This window comes from Roseovarius gaetbuli, assembly GCF_900172365.1.
GTDB lineage: Bacteria > Pseudomonadota > Alphaproteobacteria > Rhodobacterales > Rhodobacteraceae > Roseovarius > Roseovarius gaetbuli.
The window spans coordinates 1-19290 of sequence record NZ_FWFJ01000041.1 but is presented as its reverse complement, the minus strand read 5'-3'; the positions used below and the strand labels follow the sequence as shown (position 1 = coordinate 19290).

The 19290-nt window shown below is 61.8% G+C and carries 22 protein-coding genes, 1 pseudogene and 1 riboswitch; of the genes and pseudogenes, 18 read left to right on the top strand and 5 right to left on the bottom strand.

Features of this window, described 5'->3' with window-relative positions:
• Window positions 1-135: 135 nt before the first annotated feature.
• The 4 genes from rimM (at window position 136) to rpmE (ending at window position 2476) form a co-directional block, all read left to right on the top strand.
• Window positions 136-645: a ribosome maturation factor RimM gene (gene rimM, locus ROG8370_RS15950; RefSeq protein WP_085828165.1), complete on the top strand. Its 510-nt coding sequence runs from the start codon at window positions 136-138 to the stop codon at window positions 643-645.
• A gap of 111 nt (window positions 646-756) precedes the next feature.
• A complete protein-coding gene (gene trmD, locus ROG8370_RS15945) occupies window positions 757-1557 on the top strand; it encodes a tRNA (guanosine(37)-N1)-methyltransferase TrmD (protein WP_085828164.1) in 801 nt (266 codons plus the stop codon).
• A gap of 302 nt (window positions 1558-1859) precedes the next feature.
• Window positions 1860-2243 (top strand): 50S ribosomal protein L19, encoded by a 384-nt coding sequence (gene rplS / locus ROG8370_RS15940; protein WP_085828163.1) that lies wholly within the window; start codon window positions 1860-1862, stop codon window positions 2241-2243.
• Window positions 2244-2254: 11 nt separating this feature from the next.
• A complete protein-coding gene (gene rpmE, locus ROG8370_RS15935; RefSeq protein ID WP_073198553.1) occupies window positions 2255-2476 on the top strand; it encodes a 50S ribosomal protein L31 in 222 nt (73 codons plus the stop codon).
• Window positions 2477-2571: 95 nt separating this feature from the next.
• On the opposite strand, the gene smc is transcribed toward rpmE, so the two are convergent.
• Both smc and ROG8370_RS15925 read right to left on the bottom strand, forming a co-directional pair.
• Complete coding sequence (smc, locus tag ROG8370_RS15930; RefSeq protein ID WP_085828162.1) at window positions 2572-6027, bottom strand: chromosome segregation protein SMC; 3456 nt, start codon at window positions 6025-6027, stop codon at window positions 2572-2574.
• A 147-nt stretch (window positions 6028-6174) separates the two neighbouring features.
• Window positions 6175-6579, bottom strand: a complete 405-nt coding sequence (locus tag ROG8370_RS15925; RefSeq protein WP_245827442.1) for an MBL fold metallo-hydrolase — start codon at window positions 6577-6579, stop codon at window positions 6175-6177.
• 227 nt (window positions 6580-6806) lie between these two features.
• A riboswitch (cobalamin riboswitch) is annotated at window positions 6807-7029 on the top strand.
• Window positions 7030-7062: 33 nt separating this feature from the next.
• On the opposite strand from ROG8370_RS15925, the gene ROG8370_RS15920 reads away from it, so the two are divergent.
• Genes ROG8370_RS15920 through ROG8370_RS15910 form a run of 3 tightly spaced genes read left to right on the top strand, consistent with a single transcriptional unit; the run spans window position 7063 to window position 8460 of the window.
• Window positions 7063-7227, top strand: coding sequence for a CbtB domain-containing protein (locus tag ROG8370_RS15920; protein WP_073198549.1), 165 nt, complete (start codon window positions 7063-7065; stop codon window positions 7225-7227).
• Between the two features lie 3 nt (window positions 7228-7230).
• Window positions 7231-7911 carry a CbtA family protein gene (locus tag ROG8370_RS15915; RefSeq protein ID WP_085828161.1) on the top strand — a complete coding sequence of 227 codons (681 nt, stop codon included), beginning with the start codon at window positions 7231-7233 and terminating at the stop codon, window positions 7909-7911.
• Between the two features lie 51 nt (window positions 7912-7962).
• A complete protein-coding gene (locus ROG8370_RS15910) occupies window positions 7963-8460 on the top strand; it encodes a hypothetical protein (protein ID WP_085828160.1) in 498 nt (165 codons plus the stop codon).
• A 4-nt stretch (window positions 8461-8464) separates the two neighbouring features.
• On the opposite strand, the gene ROG8370_RS15905 is transcribed toward ROG8370_RS15910, so the two are convergent.
• Window positions 8465-8794 (bottom strand): DUF1636 family protein, encoded by a 330-nt coding sequence (locus ROG8370_RS15905; RefSeq protein WP_085828186.1) that lies wholly within the window; start codon window positions 8792-8794, stop codon window positions 8465-8467.
• A gap of 72 nt (window positions 8795-8866) precedes the next feature.
• On the opposite strand from ROG8370_RS15905, the gene cobW reads away from it, so the two are divergent.
• Genes cobW through ROG8370_RS15880 form a run of 5 tightly spaced genes read left to right on the top strand, consistent with a single transcriptional unit; the run spans window position 8867 to window position 14932 of the window.
• Complete coding sequence (cobW, locus tag ROG8370_RS15900; RefSeq protein ID WP_085828159.1) at window positions 8867-9967, top strand: cobalamin biosynthesis protein CobW; 1101 nt, start codon at window positions 8867-8869, stop codon at window positions 9965-9967.
• The gene (locus ROG8370_RS15895) at window positions 9964-10413 is read left to right on the top strand and encodes a GNAT family N-acetyltransferase (RefSeq protein ID WP_085828158.1); all 450 of its coding nucleotides are present in this window, start codon (window positions 9964-9966) and stop codon (window positions 10411-10413) included. The genes cobW and ROG8370_RS15895 overlap by 4 nt, the downstream gene beginning before the upstream one ends.
• Entirely contained in the window at window positions 10410-10676 is a 267-nt protein-coding gene (locus tag ROG8370_RS20640) for a hypothetical protein (protein WP_170925271.1), read from the top strand. Before ROG8370_RS15895 ends, ROG8370_RS20640 begins: the two co-directional genes overlap by 4 nt.
• A complete protein-coding gene (gene cobN, locus ROG8370_RS15885; RefSeq protein ID WP_085828185.1) occupies window positions 10676-14392 on the top strand; it encodes a cobaltochelatase subunit CobN in 3717 nt (1238 codons plus the stop codon). Before ROG8370_RS20640 ends, cobN begins: the two co-directional genes overlap by 1 nt.
• A gap of 30 nt (window positions 14393-14422) precedes the next feature.
• On the top strand, window positions 14423-14932 hold the full coding sequence (locus ROG8370_RS15880; protein ID WP_085828157.1) for a GNAT family N-acetyltransferase: 510 nt from the start codon (window positions 14423-14425) through the stop codon (window positions 14930-14932).
• Here the strand turns inward: ROG8370_RS15880 and ROG8370_RS15875 are convergent.
• Window positions 14929-15312: a hypothetical protein gene (locus ROG8370_RS15875; RefSeq protein WP_085828156.1), complete on the bottom strand. Its 384-nt coding sequence runs from the start codon at window positions 15310-15312 to the stop codon at window positions 14929-14931. The two genes, ROG8370_RS15880 and ROG8370_RS15875, sit on opposite strands and share 4 nt — an antisense overlap.
• Window positions 15313-15433: 121 nt before the next feature.
• Here ROG8370_RS15875 and ROG8370_RS15870 point away from each other — a divergent pair, with 121 nt between their 5' ends.
• From ROG8370_RS15870 to cobO, 3 genes are read left to right on the top strand one after another with little or no spacing between them, the layout of a single operon-like run.
• Window positions 15434-15793: a CidA/LrgA family protein gene (locus ROG8370_RS15870; RefSeq protein ID WP_085828155.1), complete on the top strand. Its 360-nt coding sequence runs from the start codon at window positions 15434-15436 to the stop codon at window positions 15791-15793.
• On the top strand, window positions 15790-16506 hold the full coding sequence (locus ROG8370_RS15865; protein WP_085828154.1) for an LrgB family protein: 717 nt from the start codon (window positions 15790-15792) through the stop codon (window positions 16504-16506). The genes ROG8370_RS15870 and ROG8370_RS15865 overlap by 4 nt, the downstream gene beginning before the upstream one ends.
• An 18-nt stretch (window positions 16507-16524) precedes the next feature.
• Entirely contained in the window at window positions 16525-17133 is a 609-nt protein-coding gene (cobO, locus tag ROG8370_RS15860) for a cob(I)yrinic acid a,c-diamide adenosyltransferase (RefSeq protein WP_085828153.1), read from the top strand.
• Here cobO and ROG8370_RS15855 read toward each other — a convergent pair.
• Window positions 17130-18236, bottom strand: a complete 1107-nt coding sequence (locus ROG8370_RS15855; RefSeq protein WP_170925270.1) for a DUF4062 domain-containing protein — start codon at window positions 18234-18236, stop codon at window positions 17130-17132. The two genes, cobO and ROG8370_RS15855, sit on opposite strands and share 4 nt — an antisense overlap.
• A gap of 72 nt (window positions 18237-18308) precedes the next feature.
• Here ROG8370_RS15855 and ROG8370_RS15850 point away from each other — a divergent pair, with 72 nt between their 5' ends.
• The 3 genes and pseudogenes from ROG8370_RS15850 to ROG8370_RS21630 form a co-directional block, all read left to right on the top strand.
• Window positions 18309-18659, top strand: a complete 351-nt coding sequence (locus ROG8370_RS15850) for a Lin0512 family protein (protein WP_085828151.1) — start codon at window positions 18309-18311, stop codon at window positions 18657-18659.
• Window positions 18652-19026 (top strand): Lin0512 family protein, encoded by a 375-nt coding sequence (locus tag ROG8370_RS15845; RefSeq protein ID WP_085828150.1) that lies wholly within the window; start codon window positions 18652-18654, stop codon window positions 19024-19026. Before ROG8370_RS15850 ends, ROG8370_RS15845 begins: the two co-directional genes overlap by 8 nt.
• A 140-nt stretch (window positions 19027-19166) precedes the next feature.
• Window positions 19167-19290, top strand: a pseudogene (locus tag ROG8370_RS21630) (IS110 family RNA-guided transposase); the annotation flags it as partial.

Genomic DNA, 19290 nt, shown 5'->3' with positions numbered 1-19290 from the left:
CCGCCCGGTCCGCACGCTTATCCTTATGGGGTTGGTTTTTCTGGCCGGAATCGTATTTGAACGCTATCAGCACAGCCAACGCTGCGTGGCCGCCCAAGGCGTCGCACAGGATGGGCTTTGCCGGGGGATCCGCCAATGAGTGACGAAAACCGTATCTGTGTCGGCGCCCTTGGCGGCGCCTTTGGTGTTCAGGGCGAGGTGCGCCTCAAAAGCTTCACCGCCACGCCCGAGGATATCGCCGAGTACAGCCCGCTGACCTCGGAAGACGGGGACAGATCGTTTGAAATCACCCTGACCGGGCAACTCAAGAACGGGTTCAGCGCGCGCCTGACAGGCGTGAACAACAAAGAGGCCGCCGATGCCCTACGCGGCACCCGGCTTTATGCCGGGCGCGATCAGCTTCCGCATCTTCCCGACGATGAATATTACCACGCTGACCTGATCGGACTTGAGGTCTACGACACCGGCGGCGCCCAGCTGGGCAAGGTCAAGACCGTCCTCAATCACGGCGCCTCGGATATTCTTGAGGTTCAGGCACCGGGGACAAGCGCCACGGTCCTGCTGCCCTTTACCTTGCAGGCAGTGCCCACGGTCGATCTTGTGGCGGGCCGGATCATCGCCGATCCGCCCGATGGCCTTTTTTAAACCTGGCCAGCCCTGACGCTTCCGAAGAAAATTCACCGAATTTTCTTCGGCTAAGATTTTTCGGCGAAAAATCTTGCCTGCGCCCTAACCCGCAGGGTAAGGCCCGAACCTATGACAAACACACCTAGATCCCATGGCCGCAAATCGATCAGCGCCAATGCTCAGCCCCGCGAGCTGATCACCCCCACGCCCCGCCTTGCGGGCGCATGGACCGCCAAGGTGATCACCCTGCTGCCGCAGGCCTTTCCCGGCATCCTTGGCGAGAGCCTGACCGGGCGCGCCCTGCAAGACGGACTTTGGGCGCTGGAAACCATCGATCTGCGCCAGTTTGGCGAGGGCAAGCATCGCAATGTCGATGACACGCCTGCGGGTGGCGGTGCAGGCATGGTGCTGCGGGCCGATGTGATGGGCCGCGCGATCGAACAGTCCCAGACCGGCACCCCCTCTGGCTGGCCTCTGATCTATCTGAGCCCGCGCGGCAAGCGGCTTGATCAGGCGATGGCGCAGGGTCTTTCAGAGGCCCCCGGCGCGACCCTGATCTGTGGGCGTTTCGAGGGGCTTGATGAGCGCGTGATCCAACACTACGGAATTCAGGAAGTCTCGCTTGGTGATTTCGTGATGACCGGCGGCGAGATTGCCGCGCAGGCCTTGATCGACGCCACTGTCCGCCTCTTGCCCGGCGTTTTGGGGAATGCCGAAAGCGCGCTTGAGGAAAGCCATTCCAACGGCCTTTTGGAGCATCCGCAGTACACCCGCCCCGCCGAATGGATGGGTCGCGAAATCCCTTCAATTCTCACTTCGGGCGATCACGCCAAGGTCGCACAATGGCGTCGCGAGATGTCTGAAAAGATCACGGCAGACCGCCGCCCTGATCTCTGGGAGGCTCATCAGGCGGCGCAAAAAGCCAAATAGCCCCTCTGCGTTCAGCCCATGAACCGGACAACAATACGCCTTGCGTCATTTCCGGTTTCGCCATAAACAGCGCCTGTTCCCAGTTGGTTTTCCGACTCGGGGGTGTGTGGCGTTTTTGCAGGGTGTGCAGTCGGGGTTTCTTCATCCCATCGCGGCCCCTACGGCAAAAGGCACCACGGACGACGGAAAATAATGACGACCTGATCTCTGGCGGGCGCACCTGCGGACCCGGAAGAAGACCAAGAGCTCTGAGGCGCAACACACCTTTGCGGAATAACCGCAAGCAGATTAGGAGAGAAGCGATGGATATTATCGCTCAGTTGGAGGCGGAACAAATCGCCTCGCTCGGGAAGACCATTCCCGATTTCAGAGCCGGCGACACGATCCGCGTCGGTTTCAAGGTGACCGAAGGTACACGCACCCGCGTTCAGAACTTTGAAGGCGTCTGCATCAGCCGCAACAACGGTAAAGGCATTGCCGGGTCGTTCACCGTTCGCAAGATTTCATTTGGTGAAGGCGTCGAACGTATGTTCCCGCTCTTTTCGACCAATATCGACAGCATCGAGGTTGTACGTCGTGGCCGCGTTCGTCGCGCCAAGCTCTACTACCTGCGCTCGCGTCGCGGCAAATCGGCCCGTATCGCGGAAAACGCCAACTACAAGCCCCTCTCGGGCGCTTCAGCGTAAGGACGTCTCCGATGAGAAAAGACATTCACCCCGATTACCACCTGATCGACGTCAAAATGACCGACGGCACGATCGTTCCGATGCGCTCGACCTATGGCAAGGAAGGCGATACGCTTTCGCTTGATATCGACCCGACGGTACACCCTGCCTGGACTGGCGGAACCTCGCGTCTGATGGATGCCGGCGGCCGCGTTTCCAAGTTCAAGAACAAATATGCCGGTCTTGGTTTCTGATCATACGACCGCAGCATTTCACAAAGAAACGCCGTCCCTCGGGGCGGCGTTTTTCTTTTGGCATTTTAGGTTAAAGCGGTCGGAGATCCGTGGCCTTAGGCCACCAATTGCTCGGCTTTCTTGAGGTCAACCGACACAAGCTGGCTGACGCCCTGCTCGGCCATTGTCACCCCAAACAGCCGGTCCATCCGGCTCATGGTGACGGCGTGGTGGGTTATGATCAAAAACCGCGTTTCGGTGCGGCGGCACATCTCGTCGAGCAGGTCACAGAACCGCGTCACGTTGGCATCGTCAAGCGGCGCATCGACCTCGTCGAGAACACAGATAGGCGCCGGATTTGCCAAGAAGACCGCGAAAATCAACGCAAGCGCCGTCAGGGTCTGCTCACCGCCCGACAACAGGCTCAGCGTCGAGAGCTTCTTGCCAGGCGGCTGGCACATGATCTCAAGCCCGGCTTCGAGCGGGTCGTCGCTTTCGACCAGCACAAGGTTGGCTTCGCCGCCGCCAAAGAGATGGCGGAACAGCAGGGTAAAATTGGAATTCACCTGCTCAAAAGCGGTCAAAAGCCGCTCGCGGCCCTCGCGATTCAGGCTGGCAATACCACTGCGCAGGGTCTTGATCGCCTCCTCAAGGTCGGTCTTTTCACGCACCAGCTCGTCATGTTCGACCTGCACCTCCTGCGCGTCTTCTTCGGCCCGCAGGTTGACCGCGCCAAGCGCGTCGCGCTGACGCTTGAGACGGTTGACGTCGGCCTCGATCGCGTCCGAGGCGGGCATGGCATCGGGATCGGCGCCAAGACTTTCAAGCAGGGCCTCGGGCGTGGTGTCTTGCGCGTCGTGAATGCGCTCGGCGGACAAAGACAGGGTTTCGCGCGCGGCATCGGTGCGGGCCTCGGCGCGGGCGCGGGCCTCGCGGGCCTCGGACGCAAGGCGCTCTGCCTCGCGCTCGTCAAGCGCGGCCTGACGGGCAACACTCTCGGCCGTGGATAGCGCATCGGCCGCCCCCGCGCGGCGGGCTTCGCTGCGGTTTATTTCCTCGCCGAGTTCCGAGCGTTTGGCGGCAAGAATTTCGGGCGCGGCACTGGCATCGGCCAGCTCGACCTCGGAGGCGGCCTTGCGTTCGGCAAGCTCTGCGCTGCGCTTTTCAGCGGTCTCAAGGCGATGGCGCCAACCGCTGATTTCCTTGGTGATTTCCTGGCTGCGGCGGGTGCGGCGCTCGCCCTCGCGGCGCATTTCATCCTGTGCCGACCGCTTGGCCATCATCGTCATGCGCGCCGCCTCGACCGTAAGTTTGATATCCTCAAGATCGGCCCGCGCGGCATCAAGATCGCCCAGATCGGCAAGGCCCTTCTCGGCCTCGATCAGATCGCTGCGCGCCGACATGGCCTCGTCCTCGTGGCGGGTCACGGCAAGGCCGAGGGATTCAAGCCGCGAACCGGCAAGGTTGCGGTCGGCCTCAGCGCGGCTCAGGGCGCGGTTGGCCTCGTTGACGGCGACATCGGCGGCACGACGCGCATCGCGGGCGCTGCGATCTTCGTCGGTGCGCCGCGCAAGCTGATCGCGCAGGGCCTCATGCGCCTGCATTGCGCCCTCGGCGCGCGCGGCCGCATGCTCGAGCTGCTGCTTGAGCTCTTCCAGCCGGTTGAGCTGTTGCAGGCGCAGCGCGGCGGCACTTGGCGCATCCTCGGCCCAGGCCCGATAGCCATCCCACCGCCACAGATCGCCCTCGACGCTGACCAGCCGCTGACCGGGTTGCAACAGGGCCTGAAGGCGCGGGCCGTCGTCGGGATCAACAAGACCGATCTGGCCCATCCGCCGCACCAGAACCTCGGGCACCGAGACGTGATTGGTCAGCGCGGTTACCCCGGTTGGCAGCGGTTGCGGAGCGTCATAGCCCGGCAGAACCGCCCAGCCCGACGGGCCATCGGCCTCGACCTCGGGCGCGCGCAGGTCATCGGCAAGCGCCGCGCCAAGCGCCTTTTCAAAGCCCTGCTGAACCTGCAGGCGATCCATGATCTGGCCGCCTTCGGCGGTGTCGCGCTGTACCAGCTTGGCCAGTGCCGTCACCTCGGCGCGCAGGGCGTTCATCTCGCCTTCGGCTTCCGAGCGTCCGGCGCGGGCCTCGGCCTCGCGCGATTGCGCCTCGGCGCGGGCCTCATCGGCGGCGACAAGCGCGGCTTCGGCGGCTTCGGCGGCGGCGACGGCGGTGGCTTCGGCCATACTGGCGGCGTCATGATCGGCGCGGGCCTTTTCAAGCGCCTCGCGCGATCCGGCTTGCGCAACGCGCGCGCGCTCGGCTTCGGCCTCGCTTTTGGCAAGGGTCTTGCGGCTATCGTCAAGCAGGCGCTGCGCGGATTGATGGCGCGCGGACAGGCGGGCCATATCCTCGGTCATCTGGCTCAGATCACTTTCGCGCTCCTGCAAAATATGGGCTGCCTCGCGGGCTGTAGCCTGCACCTCTTCAAGGCGGCCTTCGTGGCCCTCGGCCCCTTTGGCAAGTTCGCGCGCCTCCCACTCCAGCCGCTCGATGGTTTCGCCCGCGTCGCGGTTCAGACCGCTTTCACGCTCGATATCGCGGGCAAGCTGTTCGATCCGCCGCTCCAGCGTCTCGATCCGCTCGCGGGCATTGGCCTCTTGCTCGCTCAGGGTGTCGCGCTGCACGGTGAGCCGTTGCAGGATCGCCGCCGCAATCGCCTCTTCTTCGCGCAAGGCCGGCAGGGCATCATCGGCCAGCCCGCGCGCTTTGGCGGCCTCGCGGGCGGCCTTCTCGGCGCGCGCGGCATCGGTGGTGCGCTCGCGCAACTCATCCTCGGCGCGGGCACGGGCAAGATCAGCCTCTTTCCAGCGCCGATAGAGCAATAGCCCCTCGGACTGGCGCAATTCCTCGCCGATCTGGCGATAGCGCGCAGCTTGCCGCGCTTGCCGCGCGAGTTGCGCCAATTGCGCCGCAAGTTGTTCGATCACATCATCTACGCGGGTCAGGTTGGTTTCCGCCGCGCGCAGCTTCAATTCCGCCTCGTGGCGGCGTTGGTAAAGACCGGAAATGCCGGCTGCCTCTTCCAGAATGCGACGGCGCGATTTCGGCTTGGCGTTGATCAGCTCTGAAATCTGGCCCTGGCGCACAAGGGCGGGCGAATGCGCCCCGGTCGAGGCATCGGCAAACAGCATCTGCACATCACGCGCGCGCACATCCTTGGAATTCACCTTATAGGCGCTGCCCACATCGCGGGTGATGCGGCGCACGATTTCAAGGTTATCCGAGTCGTTGAACCCCGCAGGCGCAAGCCGGTCAGAGTTATCAAGCTGGATGACCACCTCGGCGAAATTGCGCGCCGGGCGGGTGGCGGCGCCGGCAAAGATCACGTCCTCCATCCCGTCGCCACGCATCGCCGTGGGGCGGTTTTCGCCCATCACCCAACGCAGCGCCTCAAGCAGGTTCGACTTACCACAGCCATTCGGCCCGACCACCCCGGTCAGCCCGTGGGCGATGATCAGGTCGGTCGGATCAACGAAGCTTTTAAAGCCGGTCAATCTGAGTTTCGAGAACTGCAAGCTGGCCTCGGAGTGCGGTTGGGGGCCATCAGGCCGGTGATTCCATTAACTCACGAGTGTGACCAAGCCACGCGGCACCTGTCAACGGCCAACCACATCATATTGGGCACGAGCCAGAGTTATCCACACAATATTGCGGATATCCGCCTAGCTATCTTCCCAACGAAAGCCCTCGGCATCGGCCCGCATATGCCCGATAGACGGCAGGCGGAAATGCGAGCCAAGCACCGTGCATCCGGTTTCTGCCGCCATCGTCAAAAGGCTGCGGCGCGAGGTTTCGGCGCGCTCGGGATCGGCGTCATACTTGAAATGCCACTCGGGATGCCAGCATTGCACCGCAGAGTGCAGCGCGTCGCCGGTGATCACCGCCTCGGCCTCGCCACTCTTGAGGCGCACAGAGACATGCCCCGGTGTATGGCCGGGCGTCGGAAACAGGGTAACGTGATCGCCCAGCATGTGACCGGGCTGCACCATCTCGGCCTGTCCCGCCTCAATCACCGGCAGCACGCTTTCGGTAAAGCTATCGGTGGGGTGCGCGCATATCCGGCCCACCGTTCGGGAAGAGCGCCTCGGGGGCCATGAACAGCGCGTTGATCTCAAGAGTAAGCCAGATTGCGATCTCACCGATTCTGCACATCATCAAAGCCGCCTTGTTTCATCACGCGCCTTTCGCCGACAAACACCTATCCCGGCGCTGATTTTCCCACAAACCCAAACGCGCGATGCCGCTCCTTGCCCGGTCCAGGTCGGAATCAACCTTGACGCAGTTGGCGCCGGGCCTCATACCAGAGGAGCAAGGTTCCCCGCTAAAGGTGCAAAGCGCTTGGGGATGAATTGGGAATGAAGTGATGGTGGACCCAAGCAGGGCGCCTAGTCTTCAGCCGCCCCCGCGACTGTAAGCGGTGAGCCCCTGTCACATGCCACTGGATCGCAAGATCCGGGAAGGCGGCAGTAAGGCGACGACCCGCGAGCCAGGAGACCAGCCCTGCGTTTGTCAATCCCGCCTCGGGTGAGAGGTGTAAAGGAGATACTGCTATGACTGCACTGGTTCAAACCGCCGCGAAATCCACCGTTCTGCCCTTCGTGGCCGCCATGGTCCTCGGGCTCGGCATCGTTACGATCGCCGGCCATGTTCAGGCCTCTGCCCTGCATGACGCCGCCCATGACGTGCGCCACGCAACCGGCTTTCCCTGCCACTAAGCCATGTTTTCCAAAATTGTGACCAGCGCGTTGCTCGCTGGGTTCTGCACAGGGCTGATAGCCGCCCTGCTGCAGTTTGTGCTCATTCAGCCGGTGCTTTTGCACGCCGAGCTGTATGAGGTCGGCACTCTTGTGCATTTCGGAAACGGCGCGACCGATGCCACCCCCGACTTGCCGGGGTTCGATATGATGCGCGACGGGCTCACCCTGTTGTTCTCGGCGCTGATCTATGTCGGCTACGGGCTTGTGCTTGTGGCCGCTATGGGGATGGCCGCAGAGTACGGCGCAACCATCACTGCGCGCACGGGCCTGATCTGGGGCGTGGCGGGCTTTGTGGCGTTGCATTTCGCCCCTGCCGTCTCCTTGCCGCCCGAAGTGCCCGGCGGCGCCTATGTGGATATCACCGCCCGCCAGATCTGGTGGTGGGGCACGGTTATTGCCACGGCGGTTGCGCTTGCCTTGATCGCCTTTGGCCGCGCACCGGTGATGATTGCCTCGGCAATCGCTCTTTTGCTTGCGCCGCATGTGATCGGCGCCCCGCATCCCGAGGCCTTTACCGGACCGGTCCCGCCGGAATTGGCGGCGCTCTTCGCCACCCGCGCGCTTGGCGTTGGATTGGCGGCATGGGCGCTTTTGGGCACGCTGGCCGGGTATTTCTGGGCCCGCGAAACCGCCGAAAGCTAACCGACACGCCCCGGCGGTCCGCCGCCGGGGCACCCCTTTAGGAGAGCCCCCATGCCCAAAACCTTTGCCTTCCTGCTTATCGGGCTGTTTTTCGGCGTCGGTTTCGGCTTTCTTCTGGCCGCCACCACCGGTGCCGAGCTTACCGGGCACGAGCATGCCGCGCCCGGTGCCGTGCATGATCACGCCGCCCACGATCATGGCGCCGACGGCCCGGATCATTACAAGTTGACCGATATGACCGGCCCCGTGCCACAGATCAAGCTAAGCCTGCATCCAGACGGGCCGCAGAGCCGCAACCTGCATATCGAGCTCACCCATTTCACCTTTGCCCCCGAGGCGGTGAATGGCCCGCATGTGCCCAGCCAGGGCCATGCGCATATCTACCTCAACGGCATGAAAATCGCGCGCACCTACGGGCCGTGGTTTCAGCTTGATGCGCTGCCGCCGGGGCGTCACGATATCGGCGTGACCCTGAATGCCAATGACCACAGCCAGCTTGCCGATCAGGGCAGCCCGATCGAGGCCCATGCCGAGCTTGTGATCGAATGATGCCTCAGGCCGGGACACGCCCCACAAGGCAATGGCGCAGCCGCCCGGCGGCGCGCGCATCCTCGATCCAGCCATCGGCCGAACCCGCATACAGCGTCGCAAAGGCCAATGTGTCGGCCAGATCGAGGGTCGTGTCGATATCGCCAAAAAGATACGTCGCCTTGCCCGGCGCCGAAAAGGCAACGCTCAACGGGCGGCCGCAATTTGACATGCACTCGTGGTCCTGCACCTCGAAGGCCATGGCGCGCTCGGCCAAGGCCGCGCGCAAGGCCGCAGCAAAGCTTTTACCATCCGTGCCATCACATGTAGAACAAACCACAATCCGGTGCATCATCGCCGATCCCCTTTCGTTCGGGATTAGGCCGGTTGCCCGCCCCAACGCAAGCCTTTCAAGGAGCTTTTGACCATGCCCGCAAAAATCCCCGCCACCGTCGTGACCGGCTTTCTGGGTGCCGGCAAGACCACGCTCATCCGCCACATGCTGCAGAATGCAGGCGGTCGACGCATCGCCCTGATCATCAACGAATTCGGTGATCTTGGGGTTGATGGCGATATCCTCAAGGGCTGTGGCATCGAAGGCTGCGCCGAGGATGACGTGATGGAGCTCAGCAATGGCTGTATCTGTTGCACCGTCGCCGAGGATTTCATCCCGACCATGCAAAAGCTGCTGGATCGCGAAAATGCGCCCGATCATATCGTGATCGAGACCTCGGGGCTGGCCCTGCCGCAACCGCTTGTGCGCGCCTTCAACTGGCCCGAAATCTCGACCCGCGTCACCGTCGACGGCGTGGTCACCGTGGTTGATGGCAAGGCCGTCACCGAAGGCCGCTTTGCCCATGACGTCGCCGCCGTCGATGCACAGCGCAAGCTTGACGAGAACCTTGACCACGAAACGCCCCTGTCCGAGTTGTTCGAGGATCAGATGGCCTGTGCCGATATGATCGTGATCAACAAATCCGATCTTCTGGATGCGGTTGAAATGACGGCGCTTGTGACCCGCCTTCGCAGCGACAGTCGCGATGGCGTTCAGGTGGTCACATCGACCATGGGCGCGCTGCCAATTGACGTGCTCTTGGGTCAGGGCATCGGTGCCGAGGACGATATGGAAAGCCGCCACGAAGTTCATCATCATCACCATCACCACGATCATGATGACGACCACGACGATGATCACCACGATGACGACGATCATGATCACGACCACCATCATCACGACCATGACCACGACGCCTTTGAAAGCTTTGTCGTCAGCCGGAGCGAAATCGCCGATCCCGCAGGATTTGCGGCTCAGGTCGCCGATGTGATCCGCGCCCATGATATCCTGCGCCTCAAGGGTTTTGCCGCCGTCACCGGCAAGCCGATGCGCCTGACATTGCAAGCCGTTGGGCCGCGCGTCGACACCTATTTCGATCAGCCGTTTGGCACAGCCCCGCGTGAAACCCGGCTTGTGGTGATCGGTCAGGCCGGGCTTGATCGCGCCGCCATCGAAGCCGCGCTCTGTGCATGATCATCGTCGCGCCAACCAGTCCGAAAGACCCGGAGGCAAGCGCGCTTTTGCGGGCCAGCCACGCGTTGATGCAATCACTTTTCCCGCCCGAGGATAACTTTTTCCTCGATATTGAAGAGCTTTGCACCGACGACATCCGGTTCTTTACCGCACGGATTGATGGCAAGATCGTCGGCACCGGTGCGCTTGCCCTCAAGGAGGGCTACGGCGAGGTGAAATCCATGTTCGTGGATGAGGCCGCGCGCGGCAAAGGCGTGGCGAATGCGATCCTGCGCCAGATCGAGGACGAGGCCCGCGCGCTTGAATTGCCGGTCTTGCGGCTTGAAACCGGCAATGTGCTCTATGCCGCGCACAGGCTTTATGACCGTCACGGCTATGTCACGCGCGGCCCATTCGGCGCCTATCCCGAGGCGCCGTCGTCGATTTTTATGGAAAAGGCCCTATGAGCCTATTCGGATTTGTTCTTTTCCGCCTGCTCTTTCAGCTTGGCAATCAGCTCTTCCTTGGTTGGGCGATTGCCAAAGGGGTTTTTCGGACCGCCGGGCTGATTGTGCTCTTTGTGGCGGGGGGTTCTGTTGCCTTTTTTGGCGGCGCCAAGCGCTTTGTTCTTTTCCATGATCTTGCCCTTTCGGCCAGAGGCCACTCCATTCGCAGCCGTTGCAGGTCTATTGCCGCAATCTGCCCCCTCAATCAAGCTGGAACCGCCTGATGCACCTTCTTGCAGCCACCCCCGGAGCCATTGATGATGGCAAAGAACCCGTCGATCTGGGCCAAAGCCCGGCCGATGTCGTCTTTGTCTCGGCCGCCGATACAGAGCTTGCCGCACTCAGTGGCGCGCGCGGCGAAATGGCTGATCCGCCGAGTTTGCGCTTGGCCAATCTCACCCATCTGCAACATCCGATGTCGGTCGATCTGCATCTGGACAATTGCGCCACAAAATCGCGGCTGGTGATTGCGCGGGTTCTGGGCGGCACCGGCTATTGGAAATACGGCGCCGAACAATTTGCCGCGCGCTGTCACGAGGCGGGCGTGCCGCTTGCGCTCTTGCCCGGCGACGATAAACCCGACGCTGATCTGCGCGGCCTCTCGACGGTGGCAGACGAAGACTATGATGCCCTCTGGGCCTATCTGGTCGAAGGCGGCCCAGAAAATTCGACGAATTTTCTAAGTTACGCCAGGTCGATGATCGAGCACTGTGAGAAACCCGCCGCAGCAAGCCCGCTGTTGCGCGCGGGCGTCTATTGGCCCGGCGCAGGCGTGGCCGGGCTTGACGCCGCGCGCGCCAGTTGGAGCGACAATCAACCCGTCGTGCCGGTGATCTTTTATCGCGCCCTGGTGCAGGGCGCAGGCCTTAATCCGATCAACCGGCTGGTCAAATCGCTGTTGCGCGCGGGGCTCAATCCGCTGCCGATTTTCGTCGCGTCCCTGAAAGACCCGGTCTCGTCCGCCACGCTTGAGTATCTGTTCACCGAGGCCCCGCCGTCGGTGATCCTGAATTGCACCTCCTTTGCTGTCGGCTCGCCGCATGCTGGCGATGATAGCCCGATGAACCCGCTCGCCATGCCTGCAGCCAATTCATCGCCAGTCTTTCAAGTGGTGCTTGCCGGGTCCAGCGAAGAGGCCTGGGCCGAGGGGCTTAGCGGGCTGTCGGGGCGCGACATCGCCATGAACGTCGCCCTACCCGAGGTTGACGGTCGCATCCTGAGCCGCGCCATCAGCTTCAAGGGCGAGGCCTTCTTTGACGAGGCCACCGAATGCCCCATCGCCACCTATCGCGCGCAGGGTGATCGGGTGGAATTCGTGGCCGAGCTCGCGCTGAACTGGGCACGACTGCGCCATGCACCTACGCCCGAGCGCCGCGTTGCCCTGGTTCTCGCCAATTACCCCAACAAGGACGGACGGCTGGCCAATGGTGTCGGTCTGGATACGCCTGCCGCCACCGTGCATGCGCTCGGCCTTTTGGCCGAAGCCGGGTATCGGGTGACGAATGCCCCGGCGGATAGCGATGCCCTGATGCAGGCGGTGATGGCGGGGCCGACCAACTGGCTGACCGACCGCGCCGAGCGGCAGGGCGGCGTAACCCTTTCGATGGCCGAGTACCAAATCGAATTCGGTCGCCTGCCCTGGGCGCTGCGCGAAGCGGTCGAGGCCAGATGGGGCGCGCCAGAGGCCGATCCGTTCTTCACCCCCGGCGCAGTGGATTGCGGGCACTTCAGCCTCTCGGTGCTGGAATTCGGCAATGTCGTGGTCGGCGTGCAGCCAGCGCGCGGCTATAACATCGACCCGACCGACACCTATCATTCGCCCGACCTGGTGCCGCCGCACAACTATCTGGCCTTCTATTTCTGGCTGCGCCATCAATTCGGCGCCCATGCCATCGTGCACATGGGCAAGCACGGCAATCTTGAATGGCTGCCCGGCAAGGCGCTTGCGCTGAGCCAGGACTGCTGGCCCGAAGCGGTGCTTGGGCCGATGCCGCATGTCTATCCTTTCATCGTCAACGATCCCGGCGAGGGCACACAGGCCAAGCGCCGCGCGCAGGCGGTGATCATCGACCACCTGACCCCGCCGCTGACCCGCGCCGAAACCTATGGGCCTCTGCGCGATCTCGAGGCTTTGGTCGATGAATACTACGAGGCCGCAGGCGTTGACCCGCGCCGCATCGCCCATCTGCGCCGCGAAATCCTTAGCCTGAGTTCGGCCACCGGTCTGGACAAGGATGTCGGGATGCAAGGGGCGGATGAGGATAGCGACCTTGCCAAGCTCGATGCTTATCTGTGCGAACTGAAAGAAGCGCAAATTCGCGACGGCTTGCATGTCTTTGGCCAATCGCCGACCGGGCGACAGGAACGCGATCTTTTGCAGGCGCTGCTCAGGGTACCGCGCGATCAGGCGGTGGGCGGCGATGCCTCGATCATTCGCGCCCTTGCGTTGGATCTTGGCCTTGCCTTTGACCCCCTTGATTGCGACATGGCCGCAGCGTGGACAGGGGAGAAGCCGCAGGTTCTGGCGGAGGCCGCCCCCGGCACATGGCGCAGCAACGGTGACACCGTGGAGCGGCTGGAAGAGCTGGCCTCACAGCTTTTGGATGGCGCGACACCCGCGCAAGGGGCGGCAAGCCGCGCGGTTCTGGAACATGTCGAGGTCCATGTCCGCCCCACCCTGCGCGCCTGTGGGCCGATGGAAGGGACGGGCCTTCTCACCGCCCTTTCTGGGCAGTTCGTCGCCCCGGCGCCATCCGGCGCGCCCACGCGGGGACGTCTGGATGTTCTTCCAACCGGGCGTAATTTCTTTTCTGTAGACAGCCGCGCCGTACCGACGCCGACCGCCTGGGCCTTGGGCTGGAAATCGGCAAACCTGCTGATTGAAAAGCACCTGCAGACCCATGGCGACTGGCCACGCAGCCTGCTTTTGACGGCCTGGGGCACGGCCAATATGCGCACTGGCGGCGATGATATCGCGCAGGCGCTTGCCCTGATGGGGGTCAAGCCGAAATGGGATGCCGCCAATCGCCGGGTCACCGGGTTTGAAATCTTGCCGCAGGGCGTCTTGGGGCGCCCTCGGGTTGATGTCACACTGCGGATTTCCGGCTTTTTCCGCGATGCCTTTCCGCAGCTCATTGATCTCGTCGATTCTGCCGCGCGCGCGGTCATGGCGCTTGACGAACCGGATGACCTTAACCCGGCGGCGGCGCGCGCGCAGTTGGAGGGCGCGCAGGCGCGGGTTTATGGCGCGAAACCGGGGGCTTATGGCGCCGGGCTTCAGGCCATGATCGACGAACGGCTCTGGTCCGACAGATCCGACCTGGCCGAGGCCTATCTGGAATGGGGCAGCTATGCCTATGGCAGCGCCGACGAGGGCCGCCGTGACCGGCAAGGCTTTGAAACCCGCCTGCGCCAGGCCGAGGCCATCGTGCAAAATCAGGACAACCGCGAACACGACATCCTTGATAGCGACGATTATTATCAATTCGAAGGCGGCGCGGCGGCGGCGATTAGCACTCTGCAAGGACAGGACCGCCCGATCTATCACAATGATCATTCGCGCCCCGAGCGCCCCGTGATCCGCACCCTTGAGGACGAAATCGGTCGCGTGGTTCGAAGCCGGGTGGTCAACCCGAAATGGATCGAAGGGGTCAAGCGCCACGGCTATAAGGGGGCCTTCGAGATGGCAGCGGCGGTGGATTACCTCTTTGCCTTTGCGGCCACCACGGGCGCGGTGCGCGGGCATCATTTCGATCTGGTCGAAGCGGCGTTTCTGGAAGATGATGACACACGGAACTTCATTGCAGAACACAACGCCCCTGCCCTGCGCGAAATGGCTGAACGGCTGGCCGAGGCGATTGACCGCGGGCTCTGGTTGCCGCGCTCAAACTCGGCACGGACCCGGATCGAGGCGGCGCGGCGCGGGGCTCCCCCGCCCTGACAGGCGGTGTCGCGGGAAAGGACGGCATGGATGCGGCGGTACGGATCGAACGATGACTTTGCGGCGCTGCACGCCCTGCTGACGCGCTGCTTTGCCTATATGGAAGGGCGGATTGATCCACCCTCGTCATTGACCCGGCTGACGATCGAGGGGCTGACGGCGATGGCGGAGCACCAAGAGATCTGGGTCATCGAGGATCAAGAGCGGCCCGTCGCCTGCATGATCCTGACGCCCAAGCCCGACACGCTTTACCTTGGCAAGCTGGCCGTCGACAATGATCGCCGTGGCATGGGTCTTGCGCGTGCTCTGATTGATCACGCCCTGCATCGCGCAGCTTTGCTGGGGCGCAACAGTGTCACCCTGCAAACCCGTGTCGAGCTGGTCGAAAACCACGCGGCCTTTGCCGCGCTCGGCTTTCGTCAGAGCGCGCAATCGGCGCATCCCGGATATGATCGCCCGACCAGCATCACCATGATCCGCCCCCTTGGCGGGACGGGGTGGGTGGGTGGGCGTCCTGCCAAGGGGGCGGCGGGCCCCTAAAGACGCGGCAAACAGATCAGATCGCCGTAGCCGCCATGGATATGCTCAAGCTCGCACTCATAAGCACGCCCCGGCAGCAAGGGCGGCACGCCAGCCCCGCAATCCAGCCGCGCCAGCATCACCGCCTGATCGCCCCAAAGCCGCGCCACCTTGCAGCCGCTGACCTTTTGCATCGCCATCGCCCCGCGCGGCGCAACCGCCTCGAACCGGGGTGCCCATTCGGGGTTGATCCGGATCGCCTGCGCATAGGTCCCATCCACCCGCACATCAAAGGTGCTTTTGCCGATGCTCACGCGCACCGGATCAATCCCCCGAAACACATGCCCCGGCGTGTTGCAGGCGGCCAGAAACGGCAGGAAGAGCCAAATAAGCAAACGCATGGGCGCAAGATTGCGGTCATAATGGTTAACAGGCTCTTAGCACCTGCCGAAAGATGGGCACTTTTCTTCCCTCTCCCAAGCCCTATGCTGGCCTGACACCCCCGAAAAGAAAGCCCCGCCCATGGTTCTCAACTTTGCTCTCATCCTTGCCTTTCAGCTTGCCGGAGAGGTCGCCGCGCGCGCGCTGTCACTGCCGGTGCCCGGGCCGGTGATCGGGATGGCGCTTTTGCTGGCGGCCTTCATGATCCTGCCGAAACTGGCCGCGCGCATGCTTGAGACGACCAAGGGCCTGCTGGCGCATCTGTCGCTTTTGTTCGTGCCCGCCGGCGTCGGCGTGATCAGCCATGCCGAGGCGCTTGGCCAGACCGGCGTTGCCATGATGACGGCGCTTGTGCTCAGCACCGCACTGGCCCTGACGGCGGGCGCGCTTACCTTCGTGGGCCTCGCCCGGCTGACCGGATCGCGCGAGGATCAGCCATGACCTCGCTGCCCGAAATCTGGTCCTACCTGAGCGAAGGGCCGCTCTTGTGGCTCACGGCCACGCTGGTTGCCTATGTCATCGGCGACGCGGCATTTCGCGCCAGTCATGGCAACCCCCTGATTAATCCGGTGCTGGTGGCGATGATCCTTTTGGCGGGCATCCTCTGGACCACAAGCACGCCCTATCAGACCTATTTCGAGGGCGCGCAATTCGTTCATTTCCTGCTTGGCCCGGCCACCGTGGCGCTTGCCGGCCCGCTTTACAGCAACCTGCACCTTGTGCGCCGCGCGCTTGTGCCGATGCTGGGCGCTCTTGTTGTGGGCTCGGTGACGGCCATCGCCTCGGCGCTCTGGATCGCGCAGGCGCTTGGGGTCGAGGGCGCGCAACTGGCCTCGCTCGCGCCGAAATCCACCACCGCGCCGGTGGCGATCGGTATTTCCGAGCAACTTGGCGGCCTGCCCACCCTGACCGCCGCCCTCGTGATCCTGACCGGCATTATCGGCGCGGTGATCGTGACGCCCCTGATGAACGCCCTTCGCATCCGCGACTGGCGCGCGCGTGGCTTTGCCGTCGGGGTAAGCGCGCATGGCATCGGCACGGCGCGGGCCTTTCAGGTGAACGAGACCGCAGGCGCCTTTGCGGGCATCGGTATGGGCCTCAATGCCTTGCTAACCGCCCTGATTGCGCCTTATGTGTTGTCCCTATTCCTCTAACGTCCAAGGAGCCGAGCCATGACCCCCGACAGCGACCGCCACGCAATGAAGATGGCCAAGAAAAAGGCCGCCCGTGACAAGATCATGGCCACCAAGACCGACGAAAAAGGCCTGATCATCGTGCACACCGGCAAGGGTAAGGGTAAATCCTCGGCCGCCTTCGGGATGATCTTTCGCTGTATCGCGCATGGCATGCAATGCGCCGTGGTGCAGTTCATCAAGGGCGGCATGAGCACCGGCGAGCGCGACATGATCCTCGACAAGTTTCAGGACATCTGCGCGTTTCACACCATGGGCGAAGGCTTTACCTGGGAAACACAGGATCGCGACCGTGACATCGAAATGGCCAAGGCCGCCTGGGAAAAGGCCAAGGACCTGATCCGCGACGAGGCCAACAAGATGGTGCTTCTGGACGAGATCAACATCGCCCTGCGCTATGATTACCTTGATATCAACGAGGTGGTGGAATTCCTGGTCGAGGAAAAACCGCATATGACCCATGTCGTCCTGACCGGGCGCAATGCCAAGGACGAACTGATCGAGATCGCCGATCTTGTCACCGAAATGGAGCTGATCAAGCACCCGTTCCGCTCGGGGGTCAAGGCGCAGATTGGGGTGGAGTTTTAGGTTTCAATCCACTCGTTGCCATGTCTAACAATCCAACGTCGGAAGGTTTCCGAAAGCGCCCACGGGGTTCTCCGTAGGTATATGCTTTTTTCTCTTAGAGCTAAGAAACCAATCATACCACCATATGGCTCACCCGGCACAAGCAATCCCGCTCCTTCAAGGGCCATAAATAGCGACTCAAGGGAATGTTCGTCGGTCGGAACGAGCATACGACTTTCGATTGAGCCAATTGGATGTGATGACGAAAGTCCCTTCTGAACGGCATTCTTGAAATCCCGGCTGAAAAGAAAACCAAAACAGATTCGCTTCATAACCCATGAGGTGAGCTTTTGGGTTGGCTCACCTAATGGTTGATACAAGAAGGTCTCGAGGCCGTCTTTAATCTCAATACACTTAATATTTGGCTTCTCGTCAAACGGCGAAAAATCATCACATTCCATGCCTGACCATTTGTACTCCTGAATTTCCAAAGTGCCACTTAGGCCATCAAGAATCGGCCCAAAATCTTTGGATTCATAACTCGACAACGCCTCCCTAAGAAGGCGGTTTTCTTCTCCCAACTCTGCGATCTTTAGTCTGGAGTCTTTTTCCGAAATTTCATTTGCCTTTGCCCAACCTACTGCTGGTTTGCTCTCCTTCATGTCGATCAGTGCCAGCGTCACCTCATTGCCCAATTCCTTTGGATCTTCCCAGAAACGAACCATGCGCGTGGTACTGAGCTTTTTGTGAAAGGCTTTCAGCTTTTTCTTCGCCGCCGCAGTGCTTTCGCTCTTATCACCCGTCAACGCCTTGAATGGGTCCTTGCGAAGCAGCCGAATGATTGGCTTGCCAGCTTCGACAGCATAGTCATATTCCATCTCGGTATAACTAACGCCAGTTTCAGGGTGCGTTGAGCCATACATACCCGCCGAAATCACAACGAAATAATCGCTTTCGTCGATAATGCGTTTGATATAATCGAATTGCTCTTCATCAACCGCCGGCCAATTCTCCATCTGCGCCGGAAAGCACTTGGCACGCAGCAAAGCGTGGCTGACCTCTTGTCGCGCGTCTTCCAAATCTCGTTTCGTCGAACTGATGAAAACCTGATACCGTTTGTCCAAATGCTTGCCCCGCAGCGTTAATCTTCTTAAGTGTGGCGTAAATGCAGATCGCGATCAACCAAAGGAAGATCAATGCCGAAAACCCGCGTTTTGACTGAATTTGGCATGGGGACCTCTCTGCGCCGTCAGGATTATACTCAGGCCGCAAAGCGCGCCTTGCAGGATGCTTTGTGGCATAATTCGATCAACATGGCAGAGCTGTTCGGCTTTGCCAAAGAGGCGATGATTGTCGACGTGGAAATCGCCGTGCAGCAGCCCGATCAGGTGGATATCAGCACCCTGAGCGAGGTGTTTCCCTATGGCCAGGTCACCGTGAGCGTGGGCCATGGCGGACTTGATATTCCGCGACCCACAGGCAAGCCGACGGTGATCGCCAATGCCGCGATTTCGGTCTCGTTTGACATGGAGAAGGCGCATGGATGATCAGCGGTTCATAATCGAGATGGGCATGGGCAATGACCTGCATGGGATGGATTACCAAAAGGCCGCCACGCGCGCGATCGAGGATGCGATCCGCCATTCCACCCTGCCGATTTTCCTCAATACCGACATCGCGCATACCGAAATGCGGGTGGTTGTGACCGTCGGCGTGCAAGAGCCCGACAAGCTTGATACCGACGCCCTGACCCAGGGCCTGCCACGTGGCCACGCCAGCGTGCGGGCCGTCAAGGGCGGGCAAAACGTGACCGATCCCGGGAACGGTGAAACCCTTGTCATCGCCACCGCCGCCGTCGAGGCCTTTTTGCCGGGGCAGGCGGGCAAATGGCGCATGAGTGACCCACAAGACTGAACCACTACCGGCTGGCGCCGGTAGGATAAGCGATGTGCTGTTCCAGGTACTGAAGATGGGGTGGTTGCCGCCCTCCCCTGACGGCATCGCAATGTGCCAAGATGGTGGTCTGTAGACCATCTAACGGAGAGGACGGCAAAATGAAGGATACAATGATTAGTGTAGATCTGGCGAAGAGTATTTTCCAGGTTCACGGGGCATTGCTGTCGGGGAAGGAACAATTCCGCAAAAAACTGACACGGCCCCAGTTCTGGAAATTCATGT